The 15,668-nt window shown below is 61.9% G+C and carries 16 protein-coding genes; 8 read left to right on the top strand and 8 right to left on the bottom strand.

Annotation, left to right across the window (positions count from 1 at the left end; genetic code table 11):
- Positions 1–21 precede the first annotated feature (21 nt).
- From ACZ9IU_RS26775 to ACZ9IU_RS26760, 4 genes are all read left to right on the top strand, one after another.
- Positions 22–240, top strand: a complete 219-nt coding sequence (locus tag ACZ9IU_RS26775; protein ID WP_040124903.1) for a hypothetical protein — start codon at positions 22–24, stop codon at positions 238–240.
- A 19-nt stretch (positions 241–259) separates the two neighbouring features.
- Entirely contained in the window at positions 260–1,411 is a 1,152-nt protein-coding gene (locus ACZ9IU_RS26770) for a YcaO-like family protein (RefSeq protein WP_040124905.1), read from the top strand.
- A gap of 89 nt (positions 1,412–1,500) precedes the next feature.
- Complete coding sequence (locus ACZ9IU_RS26765) at positions 1,501–2,103, top strand: TfuA-like protein (protein ID WP_367396527.1); 603 nt, start codon at positions 1,501–1,503, stop codon at positions 2,101–2,103.
- Between the two features lie 89 nt (positions 2,104–2,192).
- On the top strand, positions 2,193–2,411 hold the full coding sequence (locus tag ACZ9IU_RS26760) for a hypothetical protein (protein ID WP_157885310.1): 219 nt from the start codon (positions 2,193–2,195) through the stop codon (positions 2,409–2,411).
- A 620-nt stretch (positions 2,412–3,031) separates the two neighbouring features.
- Here the strand turns inward: ACZ9IU_RS26760 and ACZ9IU_RS26755 are convergent.
- From ACZ9IU_RS26755 to ACZ9IU_RS26725, 7 genes are read right to left on the bottom strand one after another with little or no spacing between them, the layout of a single operon-like run.
- Positions 3,032–4,720 (bottom strand): ABC transporter permease subunit, encoded by a 1,689-nt coding sequence (locus ACZ9IU_RS26755; protein ID WP_040124910.1) that lies wholly within the window; start codon positions 4,718–4,720, stop codon positions 3,032–3,034.
- Positions 4,717–5,766: an ABC transporter substrate-binding protein gene (locus ACZ9IU_RS26750; protein WP_040124912.1), complete on the bottom strand. Its 1,050-nt coding sequence runs from the start codon at positions 5,764–5,766 to the stop codon at positions 4,717–4,719. Before ACZ9IU_RS26750 ends, ACZ9IU_RS26755 begins: the two co-directional genes overlap by 4 nt.
- A gap of 22 nt (positions 5,767–5,788) precedes the next feature.
- Entirely contained in the window at positions 5,789–6,814 is a 1,026-nt protein-coding gene (locus ACZ9IU_RS26745) for an ABC transporter ATP-binding protein (RefSeq protein ID WP_040124913.1), read from the bottom strand.
- Positions 6,804–8,429, bottom strand: coding sequence for a CocE/NonD family hydrolase (locus tag ACZ9IU_RS26740; protein WP_040124915.1), 1,626 nt, complete (start codon positions 8,427–8,429; stop codon positions 6,804–6,806). Before ACZ9IU_RS26740 ends, ACZ9IU_RS26745 begins: the two co-directional genes overlap by 11 nt.
- A gap of 10 nt (positions 8,430–8,439) precedes the next feature.
- Positions 8,440–9,255: a creatininase family protein gene (locus ACZ9IU_RS26735; protein WP_040124916.1), complete on the bottom strand. Its 816-nt coding sequence runs from the start codon at positions 9,253–9,255 to the stop codon at positions 8,440–8,442.
- Between the two features lie 22 nt (positions 9,256–9,277).
- Positions 9,278–10,792: a class I adenylate-forming enzyme family protein gene (locus ACZ9IU_RS26730; protein WP_040124918.1), complete on the bottom strand. Its 1,515-nt coding sequence runs from the start codon at positions 10,790–10,792 to the stop codon at positions 9,278–9,280.
- A 15-nt stretch (positions 10,793–10,807) separates the two neighbouring features.
- The gene (locus tag ACZ9IU_RS26725) at positions 10,808–12,037 is read right to left on the bottom strand and encodes a LysR family transcriptional regulator (RefSeq protein ID WP_498957814.1); all 1,230 of its coding nucleotides are present in this window, start codon (positions 12,035–12,037) and stop codon (positions 10,808–10,810) included.
- 100 nt (positions 12,038–12,137) lie between these two features.
- On the opposite strand from ACZ9IU_RS26725, the gene ACZ9IU_RS26720 reads away from it, so the two are divergent.
- The 4 genes from ACZ9IU_RS26720 to ACZ9IU_RS26705 are packed head-to-tail and all read left to right on the top strand — an operon-like array spanning position 12,138 to position 14,792.
- Positions 12,138–12,782 (top strand): lysophospholipid acyltransferase family protein, encoded by a 645-nt coding sequence (locus tag ACZ9IU_RS26720; RefSeq protein WP_040124920.1) that lies wholly within the window; start codon positions 12,138–12,140, stop codon positions 12,780–12,782.
- Positions 12,779–13,726 carry a phosphatidate cytidylyltransferase gene (locus tag ACZ9IU_RS26715; protein WP_040124922.1) on the top strand — a complete coding sequence of 316 codons (948 nt, stop codon included), beginning with the start codon at positions 12,779–12,781 and terminating at the stop codon, positions 13,724–13,726. The genes ACZ9IU_RS26720 and ACZ9IU_RS26715 overlap by 4 nt, the downstream gene beginning before the upstream one ends.
- Positions 13,726–14,118, top strand: a complete 393-nt coding sequence (locus tag ACZ9IU_RS26710; RefSeq protein WP_040124923.1) for a hypothetical protein — start codon at positions 13,726–13,728, stop codon at positions 14,116–14,118. Before ACZ9IU_RS26715 ends, ACZ9IU_RS26710 begins: the two co-directional genes overlap by 1 nt.
- A complete protein-coding gene (locus ACZ9IU_RS26705; RefSeq protein WP_051900509.1) occupies positions 14,115–14,792 on the top strand; it encodes a CDP-alcohol phosphatidyltransferase family protein in 678 nt (225 codons plus the stop codon). The genes ACZ9IU_RS26710 and ACZ9IU_RS26705 overlap by 4 nt, the downstream gene beginning before the upstream one ends.
- On the opposite strand, the gene ACZ9IU_RS26700 is transcribed toward ACZ9IU_RS26705, so the two are convergent.
- Positions 14,750–15,667: an SMP-30/gluconolactonase/LRE family protein gene (locus tag ACZ9IU_RS26700; protein ID WP_040124925.1), complete on the bottom strand. Its 918-nt coding sequence runs from the start codon at positions 15,665–15,667 to the stop codon at positions 14,750–14,752. The genes ACZ9IU_RS26705 and ACZ9IU_RS26700 overlap by 43 nt on opposite strands.
- Position 15,668 lies beyond the last annotated feature (1 nt).

The raw sequence follows: 15,668 nt of genomic DNA, 5'->3' as shown, positions 1-15,668 counted from the left end.
CCAACAACCTGAGGGGTAAATATGGCAAGAGTTGTGATAATCGGGCTGCCCGGAGACGATCAGCTTTATCTGGCGGACATCGACGCAGGAACGGTCCTGCCGATGCAGCCGCCCGTTTCCGGACCGCTGGCCGCGGCAAACGATCTTAGAAATGCAGGGGGAACAATTGTCAAAGACGTCAACCTGGCGGTTGCAGTCTCCTCCTCCGAACAGGCTTTCTCCGGTGTCTTCGATGGCTAAGCTGCCGACGGCGTAAGCGATGGACCGCATCTGCTTACCCGAGGAGACCTACGAGCGGGTGCGTCCTTTTCTGAAGACGCTTGGAATAACCCGTATCGGCCGCCAGACCGGACTCGATCATATCGGCATTCCGGTCTGGTGCGCCTATACTCCAAACGCAAAATCGATAGTGGTTGCTCAAGGCAAAGGACTTACCGATGCCGATGCGAGAACATCCGCGGTCATGGAGGCCATAGAGCGGGCGGCCGCTTGCGACCCGTTCCTGTCGATCAGGAATGTCTCCGCGTCGGCTCTTTCGGATGCCGACGAGCGTGTCGACCTGCTTGTGCCGTTTCTTGGCCGAAACCAGTCCCCTCCCCGAGCAACCGACATTATGGCATTTGCGGCGGGAGAAGACCTCTTCAGTTTTGATCGCGTCTACGTTCCGGCCGAAGCCGTGTCACTCGATCGGACCCTGTCGAACTGCCGATACTGGCAATCTTCGGATGGCCTTGCATCGGGCAACACATATGACGAGGCAATTTTCCACGGTCTTCTCGAGCGCGTCGAACGCGACGCTCATGTCTTGTGGCAGGTTCTTCCTCAATCCAGTCAGCATTCCAGGTGTCTGGAACCCGACGCATTCAGCGATGAGGACGTTAGGTCCCTCATCGTGAAGATCGAGGATGCGGGCATCCTGCTGCGCATGTTCGACATGACAAGCGATATCGGCGTACCGTGTATCGGCGCCTTCCTTGCGGCGAAAACCGCGCTCGCGTCCCGTGCCCCGCGATATGTCGACGTGACGTTCGGCTGCGGTGCTCATCCATCCCCCGAACGCGCTGCCATACGCGCGCTGACGGAGGCCGCGCAGTCCCGGGTCACTTATATTAGCGGCGCACGCGATGACGTATTCCATGAAACCTATCGGCGACCGCTGCCCGAGCGGTTGCTAAAGTTGTTTTCTGCGGATCCTTCACGCGGCGCGCCTTTGCCCGGTCCAGGCGACCTCGCAGGAATCCTGGGGAACTTGGAGCGGTCGGGTATCACGCAAGCAATCGCCGTCCGATTGAGCGAGCCGGCATTGCCCTTCGCGGTCGTCAAGATATTGGTGCCCGGACTGGAAAGCCCCGAGGGAGAGCGACGGCACAGATTGGGCGGCAGGGCGATGACAGCATCGTTTACCTCATGAAAGTACTTTTTGTCGGTCCAAGCCTGCCGGAGGCAGGACGTTTCGCCTCCGACGATATGAGTGTGAGGCCGCCGGCGATGCAGGGAGACGTGCGGCTGGCGGTCGACCAGGGCGCGCGGGCCATCGGATTGATCGACGGCGCCTTCGAATATGTCGCCCCCGTCTGGCACAAGGAAATTCTCTACGGTCTCTCGAAAGGCGTGGCGGTCTTTGGAGCGGCGAGCATGGGTGCCTTGCGGGCGGCAGAATGTCACGCCTTCGGCATGATCGGCATTGGGGAAATCTTTGCGGCCTATGCGAGCGAAATCCGTGTCGATGATGCGGATGTCGCACTGCTGCATGGACCGAAAGAGCTTGGATATATTGCTATCACCGTTCCGATGGTCAACGTCGACGCAACGATCGCCGGCTGTTGCACGCGCGGTCTGATCTCCGCCCGGGAAGCGCGGCATCTCAAGGAAAGCGCGCGATCTTTGTTCTTCAAGGCCCGCAGCTGGAACGCGGTCGTGGCAAACTGCTCGGAGATTGCGAGTGGGCGCGCCAACGAATTGCTGCGAATTCTTCGCCACAACTATGTGGACCAAAAAAACGCGGACGCCATGGCCCTGATCGATGCCCTGCGGCACGCCGACGCCTATTCTCCCCCCACCCACTTTGAATTTAACCGAACATCTCTCTGGCGCGACGACTAGCGTCATCAGCCATGCGTTGTGTCACGCCGATGTCACGCCCGACGCCCTCAAAGAGTTTTAGATTGCCCGCACAGGTTGGGGGTTGGTGCATGGCATGCTCGGATTTGCAAATTGATATGGAAGCAGAACTCGTCGCTCTGGCGAGGCTGGTGATCTACGCGAGAGAGATCGCAAAGGGCCTCAAATCAATCGAGGTCGAGGCTGGACTTTCCGTGACGCTTGAAGCGATCACCAAGGAGCTTACCGGTGATCTGGATGTTACGGCGGCCAAGCACTCACGCAAAACACCAAGTCAAACCTATCAATAGGCGGGAACCGCGATCGGATAGTGAGCGACGGTTGATGTCGTCGAACGGTGCAGTGGGGGCGGCACGAAGGGCTCGACGGGCGGTATGGAAGCACGTCGAGCCCTCGCCGCAGTGGGGGTAACCGCTGGGGGCGGCCCTGCGGCAGTGGAACCTCCATACAGCTGTCGCTGTCGTCCAGCTCAATCAGGAAATGTAGCGTATCTTCGGCAAATTTCCACCGCAACCGACGAGTTACCGGGACAACTTTTGCAGGTGCATCATCTTGTCGCCGCGCCGGCAATCAACTCCGGCAGAATGCCTTCAAAATTAAATGGATTTGGACAAATCGGATAAGACTGGCATGAAAGCGAGACTGTCAAAAACTGCTTCTGCTGAAGAAAGTATATCGGTCTTCGGAGTTCCAGCCGCCCGCAATAACACGTCGGCCATGAGCCTGCGCGGTCCACGGCCGTGGGTTCAACTTGACCGCAGAACGGTTGCTGTTTCTCTAGCCTTTCTGAGTGCGCTTTGGATATTGGGAGCGGCGATCCTTGTCTATCTACTGACATAGAGTGGCGATTGGTCCGAACCTCCTGGATATCCAGCTTGATTCCGGATCTCCACCCGTTGTTCCACCTTGTCTATCTGGCATAGAGGCGATCAAGACGCACGACCTTGCCCAGTACGGTCAGCGCGATCACGGTAAACAGTATCAACACCGCTGAGATTGCATGCGCGGTCGGCTCGAGGCTGAAGGTTGATTCCGCGTAGATCCTGACCGGCAGAGTCGTCAGCCGGGCGGTGGTGAGGAAGCTCGTCACCGTCACCTCGCCGAAACTCAGCAGGAAGCCGACGATGCCGGCCGCGAACAGCCCCGGCGCCAGTCCCGGCATGATGATCAGGAAGAAGCGTCGCACCGGGCTTGCCCCGAGGCTCGCCGCCGCCTCCTCCTGCGCCCGATCGAGCCCCATGACCGAGGTGGTCAGGAGCGTGATCGCAAACGGCAGGATGACGATCACGTGGATCGCCACGAGGCCGAGGAAAGGCGGGACGATCAGGTAGATCTGGAGCAGCCTTAGCATGCCGACGCCGATCGCCACATGCGGCAGCGACATCGGTAAAAGCCAGAAGGTCAGCAGCGCGGACCGGCCCTTGAAGGGATAGCGAGCAAGCGCGAATGCGGCAGGCAGCGAGAGCGCCAGTGCCACCAGCATGGAGGTGACCGCGAGCTGCACCGACACCCAGAAGGCATCCGCATAGGTTCCGGCAAAGAATACCGCCTCGTACCATTTCAGCGTGAAGCCGCGGAAGCCGGAAGCGGTTGCCTGCGGCACGTCGTTGAAACTCTGGACGCAGACGAGCACCAGCGGCAGCAGCAGGAGCAGCAACGAGGTTGCAAGCAGCAGCTTCGACACGATCGGCCCGAGGATGTCGATGATCGGCACCAGCCAGCGCGGAATGCTCCACGGATTGCTGGGCTTGCCCTTCAGCCACGGCATCAGCCGGTTGAGCGCGTAGGCGCAGAGCGCCGCAAAGGCGAGACCGGTGACGGTCATGATGATCGCAAGTGCGGCAGCAAGCGGCGCATTGAGGTTCTTGATCGCCTCCTGCAGCACCAGCATGCCGGTGGTCCAGACCTTCTTTCCGCCGAGCAGCGAGGCGGACACATAGGCCGTGGTCGCCATCAGGAAAACGATCACGGTGCCGGAACGCAGGCCCGGCAGGGAGAGTGGCAGGTCGACGGTGAGGAACCGGACCGCCGGAGATGCGCCAAGACTCTGGGCCGCTTCATGCACCCGTGGCGAGGTATTCTGCAGGTTGTCGTAGAGCGCCAGCACCATGAACGGCAGGAAGACCTGCGCCAGTGCAACCGCGACCGCACCATGGGTGAACAGCATGAACCGGGCCGGCGGAATGCCGATGAGGCCGGTGACCGAATTGACCAGCCCTTCGGGTGCCAGCAGCAGGATGATGCCGAGCGAGCGCACCACGACATTGGTCAGCAGCGGAATGAGGATGACCGCAAACGCGGCCGCGCGGTATTTCACCGGCATCCGCGCCAGCCAGTGGGCGAGCGGATATCCGAGAAGCGCGGTGATCACGGTGACGCCGAGGCCGAGCAGGATGGTTTCGGAGACGACGCCGAAATAGAAGCCATCCGATACGATATCCCGGAACTGCGCGATCGACGGTGCCAAAAACAGCGGGCCGAAAGGATCGGGATACTCGTGCAGGGAAAGCACGAGTACCACGAACATTGGCGCCGCGAAGGATAAAAGCAGCCAAAGGGTGACCGGCGCTGCAAGCGCTGGCCCGATCCAACGGTTCATCCGGCGATCTCCCGATCGTATTTCGCCTGCCATTTGGCGCGGCTGGCATTGATCACGTCCCAATCGAAATCGACGAGCTTGGCGACATTGGCATCGCCGAGCACGAGCTTCGACTTGATGTCGTCCGGCACGGTGATGTTGCTGACGGTCGGCGAGTAGTAGATCTGGCGTGCGTAGGCGAGCATGCAGGGTTCGGAGAGATGCAGGTTGATCCACTCTTCGGCGAGCTTCTGGTTCTTGGTGCCTTCGGTGATGCAGGCGACGTTCATCGAAAGCGCCTGTCCCTCGACCGGGGTGGCGATCGCAATATTGGGATTGCGCGTTTCGACATAGGACTGGGTGAAGCTGCCGAATTCGACCGAAAGATCGGCGAGCTTCTGGTCGAACATTTCGAAAAGCTGCGCCTGGCTGCCTTGGATCGCCGCGAAAGGCTTCAGTTCCTTGACCTTTTCGAACGCGATGTCGGCGTTCTTCTCGTCGCCGCCCCAGACCCGGGCGGCCATCATCAGCGCGGAAATGCCTTCGGCGCCCAGACCATCCGGCCAGGCGATGCGGCCCTTCCATTCCGGGTTCCACATGTCCTTCCAGGAGGTGATCGGCTTCGACGCCTTGGTCTTGTCGTAGACGATCGTGCAGGGGTTGAAGGCAACTCCGTAACCGCCCTTGCGAGCGCTCGGATAGAGCGCTTCGAAATTCTTGACGGCAGGCGTCGGCGCCTGGGTCACGCCGTCCTTCACCGCCTGACGGCTTTCGAAGATGTTGAGGTAGAGAACGTCGAAGCTCGGACGGCCGCGTTCCGCATAGGCGCGGGCGCGACGGTCACCGGTGCCGCCGAGAACGTAGCTGATCTTGCAGCCGTATTTCTCGACCAGCGGCTTCTCGACATATTCCTTGACGATCTTTTCCTGCGCGCCGCCCCAGATGCCGACGACCAGTTCGTCGCCTTTTTTCGGCTCCTGCGCGGAGGCGGGACGGATGATGTGGAACGGTGCGGCAAGGCCGGCACCGGCAATCAGCTTGTTGAATGTACGACGCGAGACGTTCATGTCTTGGTTCCCCTTTTTTCGGTCAGATGAATGTGGCGCCACCCGGCTGGGTCTGGATGCTGCACGGCGTCCCAAGGGGCGGAGGCGGCATATCCGAAGGCACGATCAGGCGGATCGTGCCGCATGCGGATTGGATATCGGCTTCGTAGGTGTCGCCGAGGAAGGCTGCATTGACGAGCGTGCCTGAGACATGCAGCGGGCCTGTCTCGCCGGACAGTCTTAGGCGAGATGCGCGCAGCACGAGACGGGTGGCACCGGCAGGCGCCCCTTCGCATGTCAGCCCCGGCGCGGTGAACAGGCCGTTCTCGGTCTTGCCCTCGATCACCGTGCGGGCACCGAGGAAGGAGGCGGTAAATGGCGAATGCGGCCGGTCGCAGAGCGCGACCGGCGTGCCGATTTCGGCCAGCAGGCCCTTGTTCATCACCGCGACGCGGTCCGACATCGCAAGCGCTTCCTGCTGGTCATGGGTGACGAAGACGGTGGTGATGCCAAGCCGCTGCTGCAGCGTGCGGATTTCGGCGCGCATGTCGGCACGAAGATGGGCATCGAGGTTGGACAGCGGTTCGTCGAGGAGGAGCACGTCCGGTTCGATCACCAGCGCGCGGGCAAGCGCCACGCGCTGCTGCTGGCCGCCGGAAAGCTGGCCGGGATACCGATCGTAATAGGCGCCGAGCCCGACCGTATCGAGGGCGGCGGCGGCGCGGGCGCGGCATTCCGCCTTGCCGACATGGCGCATGCGCAGGCCAAAACCGACATTGTCGAGCGCCGTCAGATGCGGAAACAGCGCGTAGGACTGGAAGACGACGCCGATATTGCGGGTATGGACCGGGCGCTTGCTGATGTCCTCGCCGTTGAGGATGACGCGCCCTTCCGATGGCTGCACGAAACCGGCGATCATCCGGAGCGTCGTCGTCTTGCCGCAGCCGGACGGCCCGAGCAGCGACAGAAGCTCGCCCTTGGCGACCTCGATCGTGAGGCCGCTGACGGCGACGGAATCGCCGTAGGTGGCCGTGATGTTGTCGAGCGTCAGGTAGTGCTTATGCGACATTGTCGGGAGCCTCGGGCATGATCAGGCGGGAACGGGTCGTCCCGCCATGGCAGATGGAAATGGTAATCGGTCGCCGCGCCATTTCGGGCACGGAGGCGAACGGCCCGTCGCCGGGATGGACTTCGAAGACCGGCGCGCCGGCGCCCTGCAGGGAAAGCCGCAAGGCGCAACCTTCGGAAACGGTGACGCAGATAGGGCGCAGACTGATGCGCGCCGAAACCCTGCCGCCGCCTGCGAAGCGGGCATAACCGGTGCTCAGCACCCTCGCCTCTCCGGACGACCCTACGAGCGATAACGTCGCGCAGAGGTCGAAACCTTCGGATTGCGTCTCCACCTCGATCTCGGCCGAGGCCTCGCCAACGAAGAAACGCGCCGCGTCGAAGGGCGCACTGGTATAGACGGCGACATCGGCGCGGTTATCGTGGTTGCTGCGATCGGCAAAGCCGACAGGCGTGCCGAGATGCCCACCGACAAGCGGCGTCGGCCGAGTCGGATCGTGCACGAACGTGTCGCGGGCTTGCGCGCCACTCTCCGTCAACAGGCTACCGTCGCTGACCATGGCCGCGCCAAGGCCTGAGGAGGAGAGGAAAAACTCGGCTTCGGAGCTGACGGGGCGATCTGCGAAATCGCACCAGGACCGACGCCCCATGTCGAACAACCTCACCGGCTGCGGCTTTTCGCCAAAGCCCTTGAGATAGAAATCAAAGAAGGCCAGCTGCGCGCCGTCGATCGAGAGTTCCGCATTAGCTCCCATGTCGGAGGCGCCGCCTGCACGGTTCCAGGGTGCATGCGTCCAGGGGCCGATCACCAGATGGGTGCCGTCCGGATGCTTGGCCCTGAACGCGGCGTCTGCAGCCCAGGTGCCCTGAAGCAGGAAGTCCGCCCAACCGCCGGTGTGAAGGACCGGAATATCGAGCGGATCGTCGGCCAGCAGCGCACCCGGCGAAACCGCATCCCAATAGTCCTTTTCGTCCGCCACCCATTTGCCGAGATGCGATATGTCGGGCCTTAAGACGAGCAGGTCGCGAAGGGCTGCATCGTCTCCGGCACCGCCGATCTCCGCATAGGTCCTGGCATCCTCGCGCCGTGCAGCGGTCAGCCGCGCCATCTGTGCTGCCCAGCCGGCATTGAGCCCGAGTCGGAAGGCATTGCCCTCATAGGCCCAGTCGTCACGGGGCATCCACGAACCCATGGCAGGCGCAATCGCATCCGGCCGCACCCTCCCCTTGCCGGCAATGGCGAAATATTGTGTCACGGCCTGATAACTGAAGCCGTAGAGACCGAGCTTGCCGCTGCTTCCGGGCAATTTAGCCGCCCATTCCAGCGTGCGCGCGCCGTCGGCCATCTCGCTGACGAAAGCCTCGAAAACACCACCGGAATCGCCGCAACCGCGCACGTCCTGGATGACGACGATATAGCCGCGCGAGGCATACCACGAGGGGTGCGCCAGCACGAGGGTGGAGGCGATGGCCCTCCCGTAGGGCTGCCGCATCAGGAGGACCGGAAATGTGCCCTCCCCGATCGGACGATAGATGTCGGACACCAGCACGACGCCGTCATCGAGCAGAAGCTCGCCCCTTTCGGGGCCGGAAACGCCGTATGGTGCGGGTGACATCGTCAAATCATCAGCCCTTGTACATGGTTTTGGAAGTGATCCGGTCGAGCGGGAAATCCAGTACTTCCCTGATCAGCTTCAGGAGATTGGTGGCGCTGCGCTCGACATAAAGCCGGCCGCGCTCGGCATCGCCGGCAGCGGCATTGCCGCAGGCGCCGGAAGGCTGCACGTCCTGGGTCTGCCAGCCGTAACCGATCCGGCCTTCCGGCATCAGCAACCCGCCGGCCGCCTCCAGCTCGACGGAGACGGGAACAAAATCCTCGGCATACTGCATGTCGATCAGCTCGCGATGCAGATGCAACATCACGCTGGTTTCTGCCTCGCCGCCATGGATCCCGTGCTTCATCTCATGGGTGCTGAACAGGTCAGAGAAATCGGCGCCGGCACTCGCCCAGGCGCTCACGGCGAACATGTCGAGCTTGATGCGCAACTCGCGGCAGACGATGTCCATCACCTGCGGCTGGCCGCCATGCGAATTGACGAAGATGATCTTGCGGCAGCCGGCGCGATTGACGCTCTCTCCGAGTTCGAACCACATCTTGGCAAGCGTGTCGTAGTTGAAGGTGAGCGTGCCCGGATAGGCGGTATGCTCGACCGACTTGCCGACCGGCATCATCGGCAGGACCAGAACTGGCAGGTCGTCATCCATCAGTTCGACGGTGCGGGCAACGACGCCGGCATTGATCGCGGCATCGACGCGAACCGGCAGATGCGGCCCGTGCTGCTCGACGGCGGCGATCGGCAGGATCGCCACGAACTTCTCCATCTCGAATTCGGAGAAGTCTTTTGCGGTATGATCCCACCACCAATGCGATTTCAGTTTCATGGTCATTTTCCTTGATTGTCGCTCAGGTAGCGGCGGCGCGTGCCGCCAGCTCCGCCTTGGCGATCTTGCCGGTGGGGGTCATGGGCAGCTCTGCGAGCGAGATCACCGTCATGACGGAGAGGTCGTAGGGAAGCGTGGCGGCGATCTGCGCCTTGGCGGCATCGCCATCGACGGGTGCGGCGGCCTGCACAAAGGCGACCGGCCTTGTCTTCATCACCGCATCGGGAACACCGACCACCGCCGCCTGCTCGATGCCGGCGACCGTCGAAAGCGCCTCTTCCACATCGCGCGGATACCAGGTCTTGCCGCCGACCTCGATAAGCTCGGAGCGACGTCCCATCATGGTGACAAAACCGTGCCGGTCCATCGTGCCGATATCGCCGGTCCACAGCCAACCGTCGCGCAGTGTCTCGGCGGTCTTTTCGGGCTTGCCCCAGTAACCCCACATGAAACCGCCGCGAAGCGCGATCTCGCCGACCGAACCGCAGGGAAGTTCGCTGCCGTCGGAATCGAGAATGCGCACTTCCTTGTCCGGCAGCGGCATTCCGGCGCGGCGGGTCTCGATGTCGGCGGCATCGAGCTTCGGAAAGCCCAGCGCCACGAAACCGCCGAGCTCGGACTGACCATAGCTTTCGACTAGCGGCAGCCTCAGCTTCTCGTGCCAGCCAGCCTTTAGAACTGGTGGAACCGGACCGCCGCCGGACATGCTCATGCGCAGTGCCGCCGGCACCCGGCTGCGGATGGTGGCCTCGTTGAGGAGATCGGCCAGGATCGGCGGATTGGCGATGAGCATGGTCGCGCCGCGAGCTTCGAGTGCATCGAAACCGGTCTCCTGAGTCCAACGGCCCATCACGTTGATCGCCGCGCCGCGGGACAGCTGCGGCAGGAGATTGCCGACCAGCTGGTAGGAGCTCGACAGAGCGCTTGGGCCGAACGAAACGTCGGCCGCGGTGATCTGCAGCCGCTCGGCGATGCAGCGGGTCGCCCGCACTGTCGGCTCGTGCTTCAGGCAGGCGCCCTTCGGCTTGCCGGTCGTCCCGGACGTATAGGAAAGATGGGCAATCGCATCTTCATTGCCCGGATCGACAGGCGCCGGCAGGGCAGCCGCCATCAGGTCGGGCAGGGAATGAGCGCCCGGTTGCGGCCCATCCATGCAGATCAATGCCCGGATTGTCGGCACGCCGGCGGCTGCCGCCCTCACCTGTTCATGCTTGTCATGAGTATAAACGACCACCGTCGGCTGGTGATCGCCGAAATAATAGGCAAGTTCATCGGCGAACTTGACGTTTACGAGAGCTGAAATCGCCCCGAGCCGCCAGCAGCCCAGCATCGTCGTCAGATAGTCCATGCCGTTATGCGCAAAGATCGTCACCCGATCGCCCGGCTTAACCCCGAAACTGTGCAGCGCGCCGGCAGCCCGCTCCATGGCTTCGACGGCCTGCGCATAGGTCAGGCTCTTGTCGCGATCGACCCAGTGGAAACAGGCATGGTCCGGATCGCGATTGGCGCCATCCACGAGAAGAGTGTGCATCAGCATTCGAAATTCCCGGCGCTAAATCTGCCTGCTCAATTCTTTGGCAGATGTAAATCCTGCCTGCAGCATGGGCAAATTTTGTCCGCGGGTGAATGCCACGACCGTCGATAGCGGGTATATCCGTTTGCTTATACCTGCCGGCCTCAAGAGACGGCCCGCAGCGGGATTGCGGATGGCGCGGGGTGCAGCGTCTGGTCGAAACGGCGCGCGACGGTGCGGATGACATTGCGCAGCCACCGGTTGGCGCCGCTGTTGTGAGCCCGCTCGTGCCACAACAGATAGAGGTTCATCTGGTCGAACTCCCTCGGCGCCTCGACGAGCTGCAAATGATTGGCCGGGGCGTTGGCGACGATATATTCCGCATAGGGCCGCGCCGTGGTGAAGATCAGGTCTGTTTCGGCAAGGATTGCAGGGATCAGCGCGTATTCCGGAACCGACATGGCGATGCGGCGGCGCATTCCAAGCTGCGCAAGCCGGCCGTCGATCCGGGCTATAGACGGCGTTGGAGCCGGGTGTCGGCGACACATGGTCGGCATCCATATAATCGTCGAGCAGTAGGCGTCCGCGCTTCGCCAGCGGGTTCGATTTCTGCACCACGCAGGCGATGTCGCAATGCAGGAGTGTGCTCGATTTCAGGCTCTGCTGCGGCGCCGGCCAATTGCCGATTACCATGTCCACCCGGCCCGACCCCAGATCTTCGATCAGGTCGCTCTGTTCCGAGGGTGCGAAAAAGTCGACCGATATGCCGGGCGCTTCGCTTCGGATGCTGGTGGCGATCGGCGGAATGAGGAAGGTGCCGAAGCAGTTGACCGCGGCGATCCGCATCCGGCTGTGGACCATGCCGGGATCGAACTGGCTGCTGCGGTTCAGTGTGTCCAGAAGGCCTTCGAGCATGGCCGCGATCGAGGCCATCACCTCTTCGCCGCGCTCGGTCAGCACCAGTTTCTGGCCGCTGCGCACGAGAAGCGGATCCGAAAATATCTCCCGCGCCTTCTTCAGGCAGGCACTGACGGCCGGCTGACTGTGTCCGAGCAGCACCGCGACCTTGGAGACATTGCGCTCCCTCAGCAGCAGATAAGTGGTGCGCAGCAACCTGACGTCGATCGAGGGATTTATGTTCGCGTACACGGCCGTTTCCTCTTGCAGGCGGATCGCAGGACGCGATGCAAGCGATGTGCCACCTAAAGAACTTGTCTTGCTCCGGCAGTGGAGGACGTATGAGCCCTTTATAAAGTGGCAGAGCAGCATCTCTGCGATTTTCAGCTGGACGTCTGCGAAGTTCCTTTCTTCCCGCGGCGACGGTGCTAGAGTTTGGGCGGCGCGATCGCAAGCTTCGGCCGGGGGATGGATGAAAAGTTTTATTGCAAAGGCCGCGGCGGCGGTAATCGTCCTGTTTGCTCGGGCGGTCACGGCGGTTCGCGCCATATGGCCCGAGGAGGGGCTGCCTTCCCGCCCCTGTGTCTATTTTGCCAATCACTCCAGCCATGGCGACTTCGTGCTCGTCTGGGCGGTGTTGCCGCCAAGGCTCCGTCATCAGGCTCGTCCGGTTGCCGGGGCTGAATACTGGCTGAAATCGCCGCTCAACCGCTTCATCGGCAGCGACGTCTTCAATGCGGTCCTCATCGAAAGGGAGCGGGACAAGAGGACGGAGGATCCCATCGCGCAAATGGCCTCGGCGATCGACGCCGGTTCATCGCTGATCCTCTTTCCGGAAGGCACGCGAAACCAGTCCGAGGCCCCTCTTCTTCCGTTCAAGAGCGGCATTTTTCATCTGGTCACGGCGCGGCCCGACATCGATCTCGTTCCGGTCTGGATCAACAATCTCAATCGCGTCATGCCGAAGGGCGAGATCGTCCCGATACCGCTGATCTGCACCGTCACCTTCGGTAGTGCCCTGCAGTTCACTCCGGGTGAAACCAAGGACGCTTTCCTTGAGCGAATGCGAAGCGCTCTTTTAGCTTTGTCTCCTAAACCTGCAGGGAGTGGCGAATGAGTGCCGCGAGTTCCGATCTCTTGACGCTGGTGGCGGGTATCTTCGGCGTGCTCATTCTCGCCTCGGCCATCGGTTACGTGCTGCAGCAGCGCCTCTCGCCGACCGGCTCGAACGCGTCGATCGAAAACCTCAATGCCCGGATCAAGGCTTGGTGGATCATGGTCATCCTGATCGGCATTGCCTTCGTGGCGGGCCGCATCGGCGTTCTCGTTCTATTCGGGTTCTGCTCCTTTGCCGCGCTTCGGGAATTTGTCACCCTCATCAACACCCGCAGGGCCGACCACTGGGCACTGGCGGCGGCCTTCTTCGTGGTGGTGCCGCTTCAATACTATCTGCTCTGGGCGGAACAATACGGCATCTTCTCGATCTTCATTCCGGTCTATGCATTCCTGCTGATGCCGATCATATCCGTGCTCAGGGGCGATACGGAGCGCTTTCTGATCCGCATCGCCGAAGTGCAATGGGCACTGATGATTTGCGTCTTCTGCGCCTCGCATGTCCCGGCACTGCTGACCTTGAACATCCCGGGCTACGAGGGCCGCAACGTGCTGCTGATCGCCTTCCTGGTGATCGTCGTCCAGTTGAGTGACGTGCTGCAATACGTCTGGGGCAAGTTGTTCGGGCGCACCAAGATCGCTCCGAAATTGTCGCCATCGAAAACGGTCGAAGGTTTTGTCGGCGGCGTCATCAGCGCCACTCTGATCGGTGCGGCCCTTTGGTGGATTACGCCGTTCACCCCGGTTCAGGCGGGACTTCTCGCCTTCGTCATCACATTGATGGGTTTCTTCGGCGGCCTGGTGATGTCGGCGATCAAGCGGGATCGCGGCATCAAGGATTGGGGCAATCTCATCGAAGGACATGGCGGCCTGATCGACAGGCTGGATTCCGTCGTCTTCTCCGCACCGATCTTCTTTCATATCGTACGCTACTGGTGGTCGTTGTGATGTCGGACGCGCTGAAGCGGCTGGCGCGCAGCGGGACGGTGCATGTGCTGTTTGCGTTTCTTGCCATGGGCGGCTGGGCCGTTTTTGCCAACCGCGCTTATGAAATGCCAAGGCCGCTTTATTCCGGTGCGGTACAGGGCGTGATGTCCGCCTGCTTGACGCTTTTCCTGAAATCGGTGATCGACGGGCTTTCGAAGCGCTTTGACGGCCTGACGCGGTTTTGGGCGCCGCCACTCATTGCCTGCCTCGGCTCGGCCGCTGTTCTCGTCGCCATCCACGCGGCGAGCGGCACACCGGAAATCCTCAAGACCGTCGCGGTTCCGCTTCTGGTATCGACGAGCTACGCCACGATCTACAATTATTCGATCTCCGCACGAGGTGCCAAGACATGACCGAGACAGGCGACAGGCGGCCTCTGGCAAGCCGCAACACCCGCTGGGCCGGCGCGATCGCGCGGTGGATGGCGTCGAAAACCATCACGCCCAACCAGATATCCCAGGCCAGCATGATCGCGGCAGCGCTTGGCGGCGGCGCCTTCTATCTGGCGGGACAAACGGTCGGATGGGCGCGTATTGCCTGCCTTCTGCTCGCCGCCCTATTCTGCCAGGGCCGGCTGCTTTGCAATCTGTTCGACGGCATGGTCGCCGTCGAAGGCGGAAAAGGAGAGCCGGACGGCCCGTTCTGGAACGAGTTCCCGGATCGCGTCGCCGATCTTCTGATCTTTGCGGGCGTTGGATACGGGATCGGCATGCCAGGTCTCGGCTGGGCCGCGGGTGCCTTTGCCGTCTTGACGGCCTATGTCCGAGAACTCGGCCGCGCCACAGGCAATCCGAGTGATTTCTCAGGCCCGATGGCCAAGCAGCACCGGATGGCAACGATCACCGCAGCAGGATTGGCATCGATCCTTGAACCGTTGTGGGGCGGGTACAACCAGATCCTGATGATGGGTCTCGGAATAGTCGCCCTCGGCGCGGCCCTCACAGCAATCCGCCGCTCAAGGACGTTGATCGCGCGCCTCGAAGGTCAGCCCAGCGCCGCGCCGCTGGTCGCCAGGAAAACCGAGTAAAGCGACTTGGTGGCGGTGATGAAAAGCCGATTTTTGCGTGGGCCGCCGAACGTGACGTTTGCGACGGTCTGCGGCACCAGGATCTTGCCGAGAAGTTCGCCTTTCGGGCAGAAGCAATGCACGCCATCGCCGGCGCTCGTCCAGACGTTGCCCTGGACATCGACGCGGAAACCGTCGGGCAGGCCGTTGTCGAGACTGCAGAAGATCTTGCCCTTGGCAAGACGCTTGCCGTCGACCACGTCGAAGACGCGGATGTGACGCGGCGCGCTGACATCATGGCTGGAGGCGGAGTCGGCGACGTAGAGCTTCGTTTCATCCGGTGAGAACGCGAGGCCGTTCGGCTGGCCGAAATCGGTGACGGCCGCCTCGAGGTCGCCGCTCACCGGATCGAGGCGGTAGACATTACGTGTATCCTGCTCCGGCTCGGCCCGATAACCTTCATAATCGGACTTGATGCCGTAGGTCGGGTCGGTGAACCAGACGCTGCCGTCCGAGCGCACGACGACATCGTTCGGCGAGTTGAGCCGTTTGCCCTGATAACGGTCGGCAAGAACGGTGATCGTGCCGTCGATCTCGGTCCGGATGACACGCCGGCCGCCGTGTTCGCACGACACCAGCCGGCCTTGCCGGTCACGTGTATTGCCGTTGACGAAATTCGACGGCGAACGGAAGATCGAGACGCCGCCGTCCGGCGCCCAGCGCAGCATGCGCTGGTTGGGTATGTCGCTCCAGATCAGGCAGTTCAGATCCGCAAACCAGACCGGACCTTCGGCCCAGCGGCAATCGGAATAAAGCTCTTCGAGGGCCGCGCTGCCAACGATCAGGTGCCGAAAGCGGTCGTCGTGGATTTCGTAGATGGAAGGGATTTGCGGCATG

The sequence above is a fragment of the Mesorhizobium sp. USDA 4132 genome (assembly GCF_056279545.1).
This window is presented reverse-complemented; position numbering and strand designations above follow the sequence as displayed.